At 39.9% G+C, this 14,082-nt stretch carries 14 protein-coding genes; 5 read left to right on the top strand and 9 right to left on the bottom strand.

Annotation, left to right across the window (positions count from 1 at the left end):
- Window position 1 precedes the first annotated feature (1 nt).
- Entirely contained in the window at window positions 2-772 is a 771-nt protein-coding gene (locus Q0R52_RS20595) for an ABC transporter permease (protein ID WP_295797875.1), read from the bottom strand.
- A 211-nt stretch (window positions 773-983) separates the two neighbouring features.
- On the opposite strand from Q0R52_RS20595, the gene Q0R52_RS20590 reads away from it, so the two are divergent.
- Complete coding sequence (locus Q0R52_RS20590; RefSeq protein ID WP_295797873.1) at window positions 984-1,436, top strand: pyridoxamine 5'-phosphate oxidase family protein; 453 nt, start codon at window positions 984-986, stop codon at window positions 1,434-1,436.
- Between the two features lie 185 nt (window positions 1,437-1,621).
- On the opposite strand, the gene Q0R52_RS20585 is transcribed toward Q0R52_RS20590, so the two are convergent.
- From Q0R52_RS20585 to Q0R52_RS20565, 5 genes are all read right to left on the bottom strand, one after another.
- Entirely contained in the window at window positions 1,622-2,236 is a 615-nt protein-coding gene (locus tag Q0R52_RS20585) for a YdeI/OmpD-associated family protein (RefSeq protein WP_295797871.1), read from the bottom strand.
- 21 nt (window positions 2,237-2,257) lie between these two features.
- Entirely contained in the window at window positions 2,258-2,665 is a 408-nt protein-coding gene (locus Q0R52_RS20580; protein WP_295797868.1) for a VOC family protein, read from the bottom strand.
- A gap of 103 nt (window positions 2,666-2,768) precedes the next feature.
- Window positions 2,769-3,668, bottom strand: a complete 900-nt coding sequence (locus Q0R52_RS20575) for a helix-turn-helix domain-containing protein (RefSeq protein ID WP_295797865.1) — start codon at window positions 3,666-3,668, stop codon at window positions 2,769-2,771.
- A 149-nt stretch (window positions 3,669-3,817) separates the two neighbouring features.
- Window positions 3,818-4,546 carry an alpha/beta hydrolase-fold protein gene (locus Q0R52_RS20570; RefSeq protein ID WP_295797862.1) on the bottom strand — a complete coding sequence of 243 codons (729 nt, stop codon included), beginning with the start codon at window positions 4,544-4,546 and terminating at the stop codon, window positions 3,818-3,820.
- 59 nt (window positions 4,547-4,605) lie between these two features.
- Complete coding sequence (locus tag Q0R52_RS20565; protein ID WP_295797860.1) at window positions 4,606-5,202, bottom strand: SGNH/GDSL hydrolase family protein; 597 nt, start codon at window positions 5,200-5,202, stop codon at window positions 4,606-4,608.
- Window positions 5,203-5,674: 472 nt separating this feature from the next.
- Here Q0R52_RS20565 and Q0R52_RS20560 point away from each other — a divergent pair, with 472 nt between their 5' ends.
- The 4 genes from Q0R52_RS20560 (at window position 5,675) to Q0R52_RS20545 (ending at window position 9,120) form a co-directional block, all read left to right on the top strand.
- Window positions 5,675-8,029, top strand: a complete 2,355-nt coding sequence (locus Q0R52_RS20560) for an ATP-binding protein (protein WP_295797857.1) — start codon at window positions 5,675-5,677, stop codon at window positions 8,027-8,029.
- A gap of 184 nt (window positions 8,030-8,213) precedes the next feature.
- Window positions 8,214-8,636, top strand: coding sequence for a hypothetical protein (locus Q0R52_RS20555; RefSeq protein WP_295797854.1), 423 nt, complete (start codon window positions 8,214-8,216; stop codon window positions 8,634-8,636).
- A gap of 12 nt (window positions 8,637-8,648) precedes the next feature.
- Entirely contained in the window at window positions 8,649-8,843 is a 195-nt protein-coding gene (locus Q0R52_RS20550; RefSeq protein WP_295797851.1) for a hypothetical protein, read from the top strand.
- 16 nt (window positions 8,844-8,859) lie between these two features.
- Complete coding sequence (locus Q0R52_RS20545; protein ID WP_295797848.1) at window positions 8,860-9,120, top strand: hypothetical protein; 261 nt, start codon at window positions 8,860-8,862, stop codon at window positions 9,118-9,120.
- An 84-nt stretch (window positions 9,121-9,204) separates the two neighbouring features.
- Here Q0R52_RS20545 and Q0R52_RS20540 read toward each other — a convergent pair whose 3' ends face one another.
- The 3 genes from Q0R52_RS20540 to Q0R52_RS20530 all read right to left on the bottom strand — a co-directional run bounded on the left by Q0R52_RS20540 (window position 9,205) and on the right by Q0R52_RS20530 (window position 13,698).
- A complete protein-coding gene (locus Q0R52_RS20540) occupies window positions 9,205-9,624 on the bottom strand; it encodes a response regulator (RefSeq protein WP_295797845.1) in 420 nt (139 codons plus the stop codon).
- 78 nt (window positions 9,625-9,702) lie between these two features.
- Complete coding sequence (locus Q0R52_RS20535) at window positions 9,703-10,068, bottom strand: response regulator (RefSeq protein WP_295797843.1); 366 nt, start codon at window positions 10,066-10,068, stop codon at window positions 9,703-9,705.
- Window positions 10,069-10,164: 96 nt separating this feature from the next.
- Window positions 10,165-13,698, bottom strand: coding sequence for a chemotaxis protein CheB (locus tag Q0R52_RS20530; RefSeq protein WP_295797840.1), 3,534 nt, complete (start codon window positions 13,696-13,698; stop codon window positions 10,165-10,167).
- Window positions 13,699-14,082 lie beyond the last annotated feature (384 nt).

Genomic DNA, 14,082 nt, shown 5'->3' with positions numbered 1-14,082 from the left:
ATTAATTAAGCCCTAAAATATCAGTGAACTGAACAGCCAGCAGATCGATTAGAAAAATCATAACAGACGATAGTACAACTGCCGAGTTAGCGGAATTGCCTACTCCCTGTGTGCCTTTGGTTGAATTGTAACCTTTATAGCAGCCCACAATGCCGATGGCAAATCCAAAGAAGAATGTTTTTGTAAAAGCAGGTAATAAATCGCCGAAACTAAGGCTGTGAAATACCTGGGTAAAAAACAAATGAAAGCTGGTTACCGAACGGATATTAACACCGATGTAGGCGCCAAACAAACAAATTGCGTCCCCCATAACAGTTAACACGGGCAACATCATTGTAGTTGCCAATACCCTGGTTGCAACCAGGTATTTAAAGGGGTTAGTGCCCCCTACTTCCATCGCATCTATCTGTTCTGTCACTTTCATCGATCCCAGTTCGGCTCCTATGCTACTGGCTATTTTGCCGGCAAATATTAAAGCGGTTATTACAGGCCCTATCTCCCGCACTATGGCAATACCGACCATTACCGGCAATTGCGATTCTACACCATAGGTTACCAATGAGGGGCGTAACTGCATAGTAAGCACAAGACCCATAATAAACCCGGTAAGCGCTATTAGCGGCAGCGATTTATAACCAATCAGGTAGCATTGGTTAAATAATTCCTTTATCTCAAACCGCGGCTTTATTCCGATTGAAAAAAACCGGCCTGTGAACTCGGCCAGGTTGCCGGTCTCTCCAAAAAACTCGCGGACGTTTGCAGTGAATTTCATAGCCTAAAGATAGGCTGCAAGCCCTGCCACCCTTAATGACAACACTCATGAGAATTACTGATTTACATCACAAATGGTTAACTCTCAACAAATTTTAAAACCCCGTCCCAAGTGCACATTAACACATGATAATAATCAGCGTAAATAATGACACCTGTCATCTTTGCCAGGTTGTATCGAACTAATTTTACATTGATTAAAAAACACTATCATGTTAGGTAAACTGAGCGAGCTACAAATAGAAGATATGCTTAAAAAGCAGGTAACCGGGAGGATTGCCTGCTGCGTGCGAGGGGTGTCGTACATCGTACCGGTCAATTACGTTTACGATGGTACTTACATTTATGGGCATTCGTCTGCCGGAAAAAAAATTAAAATGATGCGCAAGAATCCAAATGTCTGCTTCGAGGTTGACGAAATTCAAAACATCTTCCGTTGGAAAAGTGTAATTAGCTGGGGTAAGTTTGAAGAAATAACGGATGCTGATGAACGCGAGCGCACAATGCAGGGACTGATTCACCGGATTATGCCGCTTTCAAATAACCCCTCTGACCACCCATGGCATGGCATCACTAAAAACCCCGGCGATATAGAAAGCAAAGTAGAATTGATTATTTATAAAATACGATTGACAAAAAAAACGGGGCGGTTTGAAGATAATTAAAAAGCAAGTACAAAAAACTCCAGAGGAGCCTCCTATTTTAAACGCGATTTCCCTTCGATTAGAACACCTAATTCGATTCAGGCAGTAATCAAGGAGATAGCAGAAAAATAAAAACAAGAAATAATTGGCCTATTTCTTGTTTCTATTTTTAATAATTTTGTGATAAGGTGCCATTTTACTGATGCCTATTTTTGGTGTTTCCAAAACCTGCCTTTTCCTTCGGCTATCCATTCCAAAGCTTCACTTATCCTTTTTTGTCGCGTCTCATCTGTTTTGGCGTCAGTAATCCAAATAATATATTCCTTGCGGAAAGAGTTGGATTTGGTTTCAAAAACTTCCTTTGCTTTAGGATTAGCTGCTAATGCTGCCAACAGATAATCGGGTGTTTCCAGTACCTTAGGTTTATCAGATTCCGGCCTCTCCCTTTTTATCTTGATGGTACTTTCATTTAACTGCACTGCCTCTTTAAGCATGGCTATAAATTCATCATCTGGTGGAAGATCGCTTATTTTGCTGATCTTCCCCAAAAATCTTTGGATTGGCTTCAAGTCCTTGTTTGCCTTCAGGCGCGGGTCCGTCATTAGTCCATCCTTCAGAAAGGAAAAGGAGCAATGATTTTTATAGGATGCCATTACAAGCATATTATCGCCATTATAATCAAAATGGGGCAGGCTCCATTTTATCTTCTCTTCGGCGCCCGGGCAATTTTCATGAATAAGCCGGCGCCAGTGCTCAAGAATGGGTTTTGCAAAATCTTCCGAGTTGGCTATATAAGCATCTAATGCTGAATTGTAGTTCATAACGTTTAATTTTTTAACAGTTTACGATTGCGGGAACTGACTCATATCGAGATAGGCCATTTCCCATTTGTGACCGTCCAAATCGGCAAAACTGTGTTGATACATCCAACCGTGGTCCTTTGCCACGGCGTATATCTTTCCGCCCAGCGATTCGGCCTTGCTGACAAATTGTTTCACTTCGTCTGCCGATGCGGCGTCAAGTGCAATAAGTACTTCGGTGGACTGATGCGCGTCGCAAATTTCAGTATCTATAAACGACTTGAAACAAGTGCTGGTCAGCAGCATCACAAAAATGCTGTAGCTCACAATCATGCATCCGGCTTTTTCATCGGTAAATTGCGGATTAAAAGAAAAACCTAAATTTTGGAAGAACGCCATAGACTTAGCCAGGTTCGTCACAGGTAGATTAATAAATACTTTAGTTGCCATGTTTTTAAACTGATTGTTTTGGATATATTTAATTTATCACGCAAAAAAACTTAAACCAAAGCAGGAAATTTGGTCGAAAACTTGGGTAAACAGGTCAATTTAATTACTTGCGTTGTTTCCGGAACTCTGAGGGCGCCAAGCCTACCTGTTTTTTGAAGAATTTGCCAAAATTAGCGGGGTCCGAAAAATTGAGCTGATAGGCAATCTCAGCTACCTCAAAATCGGTGTATTGAATGAGGGATCTGGCCTCGGCCGCGAGGCGTTCGGCAATAAAAGTAAGCGCATTTTTCCCCGAAACACTTTTGACTGATTGAGAGAGATAATTGGCTGTAACTGAAAGCATATCTGCGTATTCCTGCACGGTGCGCTTATTAATATAATGGTTATCAATTAACTGGATAAATTTACGCAACAGGATCTGCTGCGTTGTAGCCCGGGGAATTTCCTTTTTCTTCTCCGACGCAAAGTCTTCCAGGTGGTAGAGCAAACCAAGTAGCTGTATCCGTGCTTCAATATGCTGTGCTTTGGCCGACCTTTCATAAGCGTTAAATACAGCTTCAAAATGCGAAACTAATTGTTTAAAGGTTGCATGGTCAAACTTAAACAAGTTAGTATGTAACACATCAAACAGGGGAAATTGCTGGTGAAAGTCAGGTTTGAAGAATGAGAAGCATTCCGGCTTAAAATAAATCACATACCCCTCCAGGTTGTTGTTATGAGCAAAACTATACACAAGATTGGGCGAGTGAAATACGAGGTACGAATCAGGATCATGAATGGTCTGATCACCGTAGTTAACCTCAATCTTACCGGAATTAAAGAACAGGGCAAAAAAATAAAATGAACGTTTAAAAGGCGGCCTGTATACCTGCACATCCTGATCGAGTCGCCTTAACCGCAAACAGTAAAAATCTGGATTAGTTGTGCGGCCCGGCCATGGAATAGAAGCCAGGAAATCGTTGATTTCTGTGTAATAAGGAAGCGTAGTTTTTGTTTTCTTCATAAAATAAGCCACAAGAAGATTGATCCGAAAATAGAAAAAGAAAATCTATTCATCTGCCAATCATAAAATGATCGATAAAAAATTTGGAACTTTTTCGATTTTGCGCGACCTCGCTGAATATCCAATCAACGCCAATTACATCTGCTGAATTATAAATATAGCGCAACCATTTGCCGCCAGTACCTGGGCCGGTGTGCAAAACCGCTCCATACATAAAATTGATTGGTGATGCCTTTTGCCCAAAGCATTTGATTAAAGTAACGGTTGTCGTTTATAAAAGGGTCTGTTTCCCCAATAGCTACAATGATCTCCATCGAGCGTATCGAATTTAAAAGTGTGCAGTCAGATATGTTCGGCAAAAACTGCTGCGGCATGTTGAAGTAAATATCTTCGTTATGATAGGAGTCAAAAAGATCCCTGAAGTCCTCGATTTTTTGGGTAAGATCGTATCGCCCGCTCATGCAAACTAAACGTTTAAAAAGCTGCGGATACTTTAATGCAAAATTGGCGGCATGGTAAGCGCCCATACTGCAGCCAGCCACTTGCAATTGACTGCCGCTGCTCCGTGACTGCATCAACGGGACTACTTCTTTTAGAATGTATTGCTCGTATTGGAGGTGCCGCCTGATCCGATCTGCCGGGTGGATGTTATTATTGTAAAAACTTTCATTGTCGACACTGTCAACGCAAAACAGCTGGAATTCGCCGTTATTTATACGCTCCCGCAGGGCATCAACAATGCCCCAGTTTTCGTAATCATAAAAACGGGCCATGCGGGTAGGGAAAAATAGTATCGCTCTTCCACTATGCCCAAAAACCAGCAACTCCATCTCCCGTTGCATCCGATCGCTATACCATTTGTGATACTCCCTCTTCATTGGTATGGCTTAGTCGGGCAAATGTCCTTAAAACGTGTTAACTGAAGATAAATGCTGGATTAACAATCGACACATATTTTATCGGCAATAATTGTTTTCCACAGGTTGTACCCCTGGCTGCTGAGGTGCAGGCCATCGTCTAAAAATAAGTCCTGGTTGGGCCGTCCGTCAGCGTTGAGCATAGCCGTAAATACATCTATATATTGCCAGCCCGGTAGGCGCTCGGCTATTTCCATTGCAATCAGGCCGTTGGTAAACCTAAACTGGTCTGCAATGTTCCACCGGCTTACGCTTGGTTTTAGCGAAATGAAATAACATGGCAGGTCGCCAAAATGCTGTTTGGCAACAGCAGCCAATTGCTGAAAAAAGATAAATATTTCCTCGGGATGCCGGCCATCCCCCAAATCATTATCGCCCGCATACACAACTAACCGTTCGGGCTTATAGCCATGCATTACCCGGGCAAAGAACCAAACGCAGGCGGCTAGCGTTGAACCGCCAAAGCCAAGGTTAACAGGTTGCAGGTCGGGAAGATCGCTCTGCATGCTATCCCATAGCCGGATGGTTGAGCTGCCATAGAAAATTGTCCCGGCTTTATATCCTGTTTGCCGGCCGATTGTTTCCAGTCGTTTTACTTCATCTTCGTACCAAAACATACCGGCAAATTTAACTTTTTGATTTGAGGCTTAATGTAAAAAATCAAATCATAAAAAAAGGAAACAACAAATATTGTTTCCTTCAGCGGAGAGCTAGGGATTTGTAACCCCATTAAAGACCGCTCTATTTCAGTATGTTACAATGGGTTTTATTCTGTACTCACCGAATTACTCACCACTTTTAATTTACCTTGGTATAGCTGCAAATGCTATGTGTCAAAGATACAAAAAATGTGTTTTATTTCAGTTTATTTGAGGTTTTTTTAACTAAAAAATTCAATTTTAGAATGTATGTTTATTAAGCAATGTCGGGAGTTTTTCTGCAACAAAGGATCATCGCCGGTGTAGCTGAGTTCGCTTTTGAAATTCGCCGAATTATTTTTCATTTAAAAAAAACAATTATTCAATCCTACTGTTACACGACTGCCGTAGTGTACAATTTTAAAACAAACCGACTTTTTAAAGACAGGAAATGGATAAAAGAAAGTCGGATGAGTTAGTTATTGCTAACAAAGAACTTGCTTTTCAAAACGAAGAGAAGGGAAAACGGGCAGCAGAATTAATCATCGCTAATAAGGAACTTGCTTTTCAAAATTCAGAAAAGGAAAATCGTGCCGCAGAATTAGTTATTGCTAATAAGGAACTTGCTTTTCAAAACGAAGAGAAAGAAAACCGTGCCGCAGAATTGGTAATTGCTAATAAGGAACTTGCTTTTCAAAACGAAGAGAAAGAAAACCGTGCCGCAGAATTAGTAATTGCGAATGTGGAACTTGCTTTTCAAAAGGCAGGAAAAAAAAATCGTGCTGCAGAGTTAGTTATTGCTAACGAAGAACTCGCCTTCCAAAACGTAGAGAAAGAAAATAGAGCAGCGGAATTATTCCTTGCTAATAAGGAACTTGTTTTCCAAAACGAGGAGAAAGAAAACCGTGCCGCAGAATTAGTTATTGCTAATAAGGAACTGGTCTTTCAAAATGAAGAGAAAGAAAACCGTGCCGCAGAATTGGTAATTGCAAATAAAGAACTGGTCTTTCAAAATGAAGAGAAAGAAAATCGTGCCGCAGAATTGGTAATTGCTAACAAAGAATTGGTTTTTCAGAACGGTGAGAAAGAAAGCCGTGCCGCAGAATTACTCATAGCTAACATAGAACTCGCTTTTCAAAATGGCGAAAAAGAAAATCGGGCCGCTGAGTTACACATCGCTAACATAGAACTCGCTTTTCAAAATGGTGAAAAAGAAAATCGGGCGGCAGAATTGGTTATTGCAAACAATGAACTGGTTTTTCAAAATAGTGAGAAAGAAAACCGTGCCGCAGAATTAATTATTGCTAATAAAGAGTTGGTCTTTCAAAACGGCGAAAAAGAAAATCGGGCAGCTGAGTTGCGCATCGCTAACGTCGAACTCGCTTTTCAAAATGGTGAAAAAGAAAATCGGGCAGCGGAATTGCTCATTGCTAATGTTGAATTGGCTTTTCAAAATAGTGAGAAGGAGAACCGGGCGGCAGAATTACTTATAGCTAACATAGAATTAGCCTTTCAAAACGAAGAGAAAGAAAACCGTGCCGCAGAATTGATCATTGCCAATAAAGAACTGGTCATTCAAAACGAAGAGAAGGAACGAAGAGCAGAAGATCTGGCCCAATTAACCGAAGAATTAAGACAGGCAAATAAGGAATTGAATGAACAAACCCAGTTGGTTATCAAGCAGGAAGAAAAAGTCAGGGTTAGCAATCATGACCTCTTACTCTTAAACCAGGAACTGGAAGAAAGAGTAGTAAACCGTACAAAAGCCTTAGCGGAAAGTGAAAACCGTTTCCGTAATATGATGGAAACAATGCCACAAATAGCTTGGACAAATACGTTTGGCGGTGAAATTACATTTTATAACCAGGGATGGTACGATTATACCGGGCTTGATCACGTGCAAACCAAAACATGGGGATGGCGCAAAGCAATTCATCCTGACGACTTGCAATTTACATTAGATCAATTCAGGGCCATCCGGGAAAGCAGTGATGGTGGTGAATTTCAAGTCCGCATTAAGAGTGCCGAAGGTATTTATCGTTGGCACCTAAGCCGTTTAATGCCGATTAATAAGGAAGAGGATAAGGCCCTGCTATGGGTCGGTACGGCAACAGATATTCATGAACTTAAGCTGTTACAACAACAAAAGGATGATTTTATGAGTATTGCCAGTCATGAGCTCAAGACACCTATCACTACGCTGAAGGCTTCTCTGCAACTATTAGAGCGCATGAAGGATAATCCCAATAAAATGCTGGCGACCCTGATCGGACAGGCAAATAAAAGCATGGGAAGAGTAACCACGCTTATTGAAAACCTGATGAACACCAATAAATTGAACGAGGGACAACTTCACTTGAATAAAACCTCCTTTACCATAGCGCAAATGATCGCCGATTGCTGTCAGCATGTACGGATTGAAGGTCAATATACCATCATCACTGATGGCGATAAGCAATTAATGGTTCATGCAGATTCAGACCGTATTGACCAGGTGGTCGTTAATTTTGTGAATAACGCCATCAAATATGCACCTGGCACTAAAGAAATACATGCTAAGATTGAAAAAATAAATAATATGGCTAAAGTGTCTGTTAGCGACAAAGGCCCCGGTATTCCTCCTGAAAAGCTGCCTTATTTGTTTGACCGTTATTACCGGGTAGACAGCAGCGGTATGCAATATTCGGGTTTAGGATTGGGATTGTATATCAGTGCAGAGATCATTAAAAGGCACGGTGGGCAAATCGGCGTGGACAGCGAATTAGGTAAAGGCAGCACTTTTTGGTTTACCCTGCCATTAGTTTAAATCAAAGTCCTGAAAAGGTTTGATAACCTGGAAGACTTTTTTATACGATTTGAAAACATATCAGGTATAATTTAGTTACCAATGTAGCCGTACCCATATTTTATACGGGTATGTTTCTCATTTTCTTCTCTTTTGCCTGCATCATAAGCATGGTTTTGCATTTTTAATTTAATTGTTTCTATATATGTTAGTTTCCGAAGCACCAAAACCTATCATTGCCCTGAAAAAAACTGTGCCTGGTACACGACGCCGGACAGTAACTGATCATGATCAACTTATTAGTGGCGTACCTATTTCTTTTTCTTCGGACTTAAAAGAAACACTGGTTGAAATTCAAAATAGGCTATCATCTCACAAAATATTCATCATAACATTTAGTTATTTAGGACAGGTACATAATACAAAAGTGCTGAAAGTGACTTATAGCAATAACCAATCCCTTTATAAAGTAGCACTCAGTAGTAAAATAGCTCATGATTCATTGGTCTGCTGGCTGCAATATGAACCGCAAGGCTGGGCTATGCTATTAGGCCAAGGACTGGATGAAAGATTAAAACAGGCTATCACCTTAGCCATCGAGTGCCAGGAATTGTTACATTTAATTTAAAACGCATTTATCATGAAGCAGGAACTTCATTACGAGTTTATTAACTCCCAGACCGGCAATGTGATTGCCTATCTGTCCTTATCGGCTGATATGGATGAAAAGCAGCGAAAGGAACAACTGGAAAAGAAAAGAGCAGAACGAGCTATTGATAATAAGCTGTTTATAGAACTGATTTATTGGCAGGAAAAAGATCATCGTATCCAGTAGGCATGTCTTATTTAAAATGGAAATACAACAGGAAAACTTGCTAAGCATCATCCGTGAAAAATGTTCGTCCGGTTGGCAACTGGATGTATTCAGGGATCATATTATTATCAATCTCCCGGATAATGAAAAAGATTTCAGATTAGCCTATAGTAAGGCAAAAGAGCAGATCACCGCATGTATTCAGCAACATTTCCCGGAAAGAAACGAAGATGTCTTATTCGAGGTTAGGAACGGTTCATGGAACTGTAGCTTTAAATTAGGGAAAACGGTAGCATAATCCTACCACTGGAACCCGGGCCTTGACAGCGCGGCCGCCACCGTTAATTACAGCAATTAAAAACTAATTGTGTCATAGACCAATTCATAGTAGTGCGCTACATGATTTTGCAAAAAGGGATTTAAGGCGTTCTGTAGTGACGGGTTTAGTGATGTAATCAATTACATATGTATGATTTAATGCCAGGTCAATATCACGCTGGAAAATGGAACAGGTTAAGATAATGATCCTACTTTCAATAATTTTATCAAGATTAAGCCTACTGTACTCGGCTAAAAAATCCCAACCATTCATTGACGGAGAGAACAATTCCAGGAAAATAAACTCAGGTAAGCGACCTGATTCCTTGTTTATACTTAATAATAAGTCTATTGCATTCGTGGTATCAGTGCAAGTGGTGATTTTGGTGATTTTGCATACCTTCTTTATTAATTTTTCAACGATAAAATTGTTGATTTCATCGTCGTCAATAATCATAATGTTCGCTGGGTTGGCATAATCCATACAATAATTTAAAAAATAGGCCGTAAAAAATAGACTGTTAATAAATTATGATTCTTCACCCAAATAACTTAGACACCATCAAGCTGCTAATTGCGTTTCAATTTTTTGCAGGAGATAGTCAATATCGAATGGTTTTGCTACAAAATCATTTGGGGCTCCTGGCAGAAGCAGCGATTCAGCCAGGTCATGTGTCCCGGAGATAAGAATAACGGGCAGGAAATGAGTCAAATGATTTTCCTTTATACTTTTACAAATCGCGCGGCCATCCATATCGGCCAGCATTACATCCATTAATAACAAGTCTGGCTGAAAGTATTTAATATCATCAAATACAGTGTCACCGCAAGATAACATCCGAACTTCGTAACCACCCTCAACTAATATTAAAGAAAGTAAATCTAAAATGTCAGGATCATCGTCAATAATTAATATTTTTTTGCTCATAAATTAGGAGGGCACAAGACTTGATATTTACCGCTAATATTATGCCAGCATTGAGTTTATATATAAAAGTGTCCCGATTGTCATTTGTAAATCTATTTAAAATTGAGGTAAACTAAAGTAAAATGTTGATCCTTTACCCATTTCACTCTCCACCCACACTTTACCATTATGCCGCTGGATAATTTCAGCGGACAGATAAAGGCCAAGACCAAAACCGGAAATTGCTTGCGTATCCATATTTTCTATCCGGTAGCAACGATCAAATAACTTTTCCTGATCCTGTGGCTTTATCCCCATGCCCTCATCCTTTACACTTACCTGTATATTGTCGTTCACTTCCTTGCAGGAAACCTCAATATTTTTACCTTTCGGTGAATATTTTACCGAATTGCTAAGAAAATTGTTGATCACCTGGCCGATCTTATCCCTGTCCGCCTTAACAGATACCGTTGGCGACGGCAGTACCACAATGTTGTGACTTGCGGTTATCAGCGTAACCTCTTCCACTATTTCATTCAATAAGGCATTCATCTCGAATGTCTGCTCATTCAAATAGATTTTCCCGGCTTCAAAACTCGAAACATTTAAAAAACCATTGATCATGGCGGTCATCTTCTTTACCTGGATATGCGCCTTATCCAGTTTAACCACATTAAAAGTATCTTCGGCTTTTTTTGCCCTGGAAGTCAATAGCTGTATATACCCCTGAAGTGAGGTAAGCGGCGTTCTAAGTTCATGGCTCACCATTGCGATAAAGTCATTTTTCCGGATCTCGTCCTGTTTATGCATAGTAATATCATGCAGTACACCTGTGAAATAGGTTGGCTTATCGTCCTGATCGTAGGAAAGGTCTCCACTGGCCCTTACCCAGCGAAGTTTTCCGTCGTGAAATCCCCGCAGTGGATATTCCACATCACATTTAATACCCTGGCTGATATTCGCTTCAACTGCATCGGTCACTAAGGTTTGATATTTACTATCAATCTGGCCAATAGCCGCCTCATAAGTCATTTGCTCATCAGGATGAAAGCCAAATATTTCTTTAAGCCGTTGGGACGGAACAAATTCACGGGTTTGAAGCTCTATAGACCACATGCCCATTGCGGCTGAATCTATAGCTATACCCAGCATTTTATTGCTGATATTTAATTCCTGTTGTATTTTTTTTAATTCGGTAATGTCATTAAAAGTAATGATGGCACCAGTGTTTTTATGGTCTGCCTGCTGCACATAAGGCATCGTCATGATCTGGTACCATTTACCATTGTTCGTTTCAATTTCTTTGGTGATAACGATTCCTTCAGCCAGTACTTTTTTTACGTCCTCAATAATGGTTTCAAATTTGATATTGGTAGAAATATTGCTAAGCGGCCTGCCGATATCCGTTTCCAGTAAGTTGATCTGCTTTACAGTACCCGGCGAAAACTTCATTAACCGCAGTTCATTGTCAATAAATAACTGGCCGTTGATATTACTCCTGAAATAGTTATTCAGGTCATCATTAATTTCCAGCAGTTCTTTATTTTTTAGCTGGTAGTCTGCATTAATGGTATGGAGTTCTTCGTTTACGGACTGCATTTCCTCATTAGTACTTTGCATTTCTTCATTGGCAGAGATCAGCTCCTCATTGAAGGATTGTAAGTTTTCATTGGAGGCATCCAGCTTTTCATTAGAAAAATTAAGCTTGTCCTTTGACTCCTTTAATTCCTCTTCCAGGTTAACAACGTATTGATCAAGGTATATCTTTTCATCAAATACAGTATCTTTTTGTAATGGCGTAACTGATTTATCTTCACTGAAAGTTACCAGTAACAAATTCTCTTCGCCTTTTAATACCAAAGGGCTCACTGACAGGCTTACCTTAACAATAAACTGACCACGTTTGATTGTTATTCCGTTTAGAACAACATTTTCTTTTGTTTTTAAAGCCTTTTTGCTCAAGGTATTAAAAGCCACCGCAAGCGGTTTTGGTAACAGCTCTGACAGGTTTGAACTGAAATGTTTATGAAGTAAGTACTTGGTAGTATCACCATAAGATTTTACCACCCGATTATTTTCATCAACGCAAACTGCAAAGTAATCCAATTTTTTTGCCAGGCTCTCATGCATTGCTTCGGCTAATGAATGGTTTGTATTTTTAGATGCTTCTTCCTGTGAAAAGCGGGAAGGTTTGCGTTTGGTATCCAAAAATTCAGGCATTGAAAAGGCATCAAAGCTTACGGCCCGTTTTGTTTCCAGGTTCTTATAGATCTTCCATTTTTTATGGGCTACTTGCAGGTTTTTAATAATAGGCATAGGATTTTCAGTTGAACCTAAAAATAAATACCCGCCTTTTTTTAGCCCGAAGAGCAACATAGCAAATATTTTCTTTTGCAAAACAGGAGCCATATAAATAAGCAGGTTACGGCAGCTTATCAAGTGCATATTGCAATAAGGCGGGTTTTTCACCAAGTCGTGCTGTGCAAAGATCAGCATCTTGCGTATCGCTGGCTTTACCCTGTAATTATCCCCCTCTTTTAAGAAATACTTTTCAAGCAGGTCAGCAGGTACATTTTTAGAAATGCTTTTATTATAAACGGCCTTGCCTGCATGTATTAAAGCAGCGCTATCAATATCAGTCGCAAAAATCTTCACTACGGTATCCGCTAACCTGCCTGTTAACTGCTCGGCTATCAATATGGCTATGGAATAAGCTTCCTCACCAGTCGCACAACCGGCTACCCATACTTTAAATTCCTCATCAGGGGTTAAGTTTTCGAGGATGCCGGGTAATACGTTGCTTTTTAAAAAGTCAAACGCTTCCTTGTCCCTGAAAAATGAAGTAACGCTGATCAGAAATTCTTTGGTCAGGGCCTCTACCTCTTTCGGGGTAACTTTCAAAAAATCAAGATAATTTCCCAGTGTTGTAAAATTCCCAAAAGAAGCTCTTCTTTTAGTTCTTCTTAATATCGTAGGTAATTTATAGTCTGTAAAGTCCAGTGGGGATCGTTCTTTGATCAGGTCAATAATTGCTGATAGGTTCTTTTCATCATCCGCCTGATCAACAGTTAAATTTCCTTCGTTTTTTACATAATCTTCAATTGCGTCCGGCATAGCTATAGGTTCCATGACAAAATCTACAATCCCGGTAGCGATAGCATGGGAAGGCATGCTGCCAAACTCCGAAGTTTCAGGATCACGGGCCATCACCATGCCGCCTGCCTTCTTTATTGCCTTAATGCCTTCTGTGCCATCAGCGCCTAAGCCGGACAAAATAATACCAATTGCCTTTTTGCCGTAATCTTCTGCAAGTGAATTAAAGAAGGTATTGATCGTTAAATGAGGACCTTTAATTTTTTCCTTAGCGGTTAAATACAATTTATTGTGCCGAATGGTCATGAACTTATCACTTGGAATAAGGTACACTTGGTTGCATTGAACGGTCATTCCATTTTCAGCTTGCTCAACTTTCAGCTTGCTGTGTTTGGCAAGTAATTCAACCATTCTACTCTTAAAATCAGAAGATAAATGTTGGACAATGATATAAGATACACCATCTAAAGGCGTATGGTCAAAAAAGGAATTGATCTCTTCCATGCCGCCCGCAGAGGCGCCGATAGCAATGATATGGTGGGGGTCAGCTTTCAACATGGCAGTATTTTAAAGAGCGGAATTAGAATTTTTAAAAATTCTTAGTTGGTAGTGGAGTAAATGAAATCAAACTTACAACTATAATTTTGAAAATGAGCGTTTTATTAGTGCTTAACCATGTATTTTATGTGTAAAATAAAATATACAACAGCCAGGATGCAATACTTAACAATTCTTTTACTGGCATCATTTTAGATGTATTTCGATATGTGCTGTGAATTATGACTTTTGTAAAATTAGTGTTGACTGATGCTAAAATGGTTAAAATGGTCAAGTTGATTCGTTTAAAGAGTCGGATGGGTGCTGAAGCGCTAACCGTCACACATTACGTTTAGATAATTCGTCTATTAACGACAAAACGTTCTGAATTCTCAGTTTTACAAG

Origin of the sequence: Mucilaginibacter sp., assembly GCF_025359345.1 — a bacterium.
GTDB lineage: Bacteria > Bacteroidota > Bacteroidia > Sphingobacteriales > Sphingobacteriaceae > Mucilaginibacter.
The sequence above is the reverse complement of the archived record's forward strand: the minus strand, read 5'-3'. Positions and strand labels throughout refer to the sequence as shown.

Bases quoted from the DNA above. Each gene is read 5' to 3' on its own strand.
- Q0R52_RS20595 (WP_295797875.1), bottom strand. From the start codon at position 772: ATGAAATTCACTGCAAACGTCCGCGAGTTTTTTGGAGAGACCGGCAAC.
- Q0R52_RS20590 (WP_295797873.1), top strand. From the start codon at position 984: ATGTTAGGTAAACTGAGCGAGCTACAAATAGAAGATATGCTTAAAAAG.
- Q0R52_RS20585 (WP_295797871.1), bottom strand. From the start codon at position 2,236: ATGAACTACAATTCAGCATTAGATGCTTATATAGCCAACTCGGAAGAT.
- Q0R52_RS20580 (WP_295797868.1), bottom strand. From the start codon at position 2,665: ATGGCAACTAAAGTATTTATTAATCTACCTGTGACGAACCTGGCTAAG.
- Q0R52_RS20575 (WP_295797865.1), bottom strand. From the start codon at position 3,668: ATGAAGAAAACAAAAACTACGCTTCCTTATTACACAGAAATCAACGAT.
- Q0R52_RS20570 (WP_295797862.1), bottom strand. From the start codon at position 4,546: ATGAAGAGGGAGTATCACAAATGGTATAGCGATCGGATGCAACGGGAG.
- Q0R52_RS20565 (WP_295797860.1), bottom strand. From the start codon at position 5,202: ATGTTTTGGTACGAAGATGAAGTAAAACGACTGGAAACAATCGGCCGG.
- Q0R52_RS20560 (WP_295797857.1), top strand. From the start codon at position 5,675: ATGGATAAAAGAAAGTCGGATGAGTTAGTTATTGCTAACAAAGAACTT.
- Q0R52_RS20555 (WP_295797854.1), top strand. From the start codon at position 8,214: ATGTTAGTTTCCGAAGCACCAAAACCTATCATTGCCCTGAAAAAAACT.
- Q0R52_RS20550 (WP_295797851.1), top strand. From the start codon at position 8,649: ATGAAGCAGGAACTTCATTACGAGTTTATTAACTCCCAGACCGGCAAT.
- Q0R52_RS20545 (WP_295797848.1), top strand. From the start codon at position 8,860: ATGGAAATACAACAGGAAAACTTGCTAAGCATCATCCGTGAAAAATGT.
- Q0R52_RS20540 (WP_295797845.1), bottom strand. From the start codon at position 9,624: ATGGATTATGCCAACCCAGCGAACATTATGATTATTGACGACGATGAA.
- Q0R52_RS20535 (WP_295797843.1), bottom strand. From the start codon at position 10,068: ATGAGCAAAAAAATATTAATTATTGACGATGATCCTGACATTTTAGAT.
- Q0R52_RS20530 (WP_295797840.1), bottom strand. From the start codon at position 13,698: ATGTTGAAAGCTGACCCCCACCATATCATTGCTATCGGCGCCTCTGCG.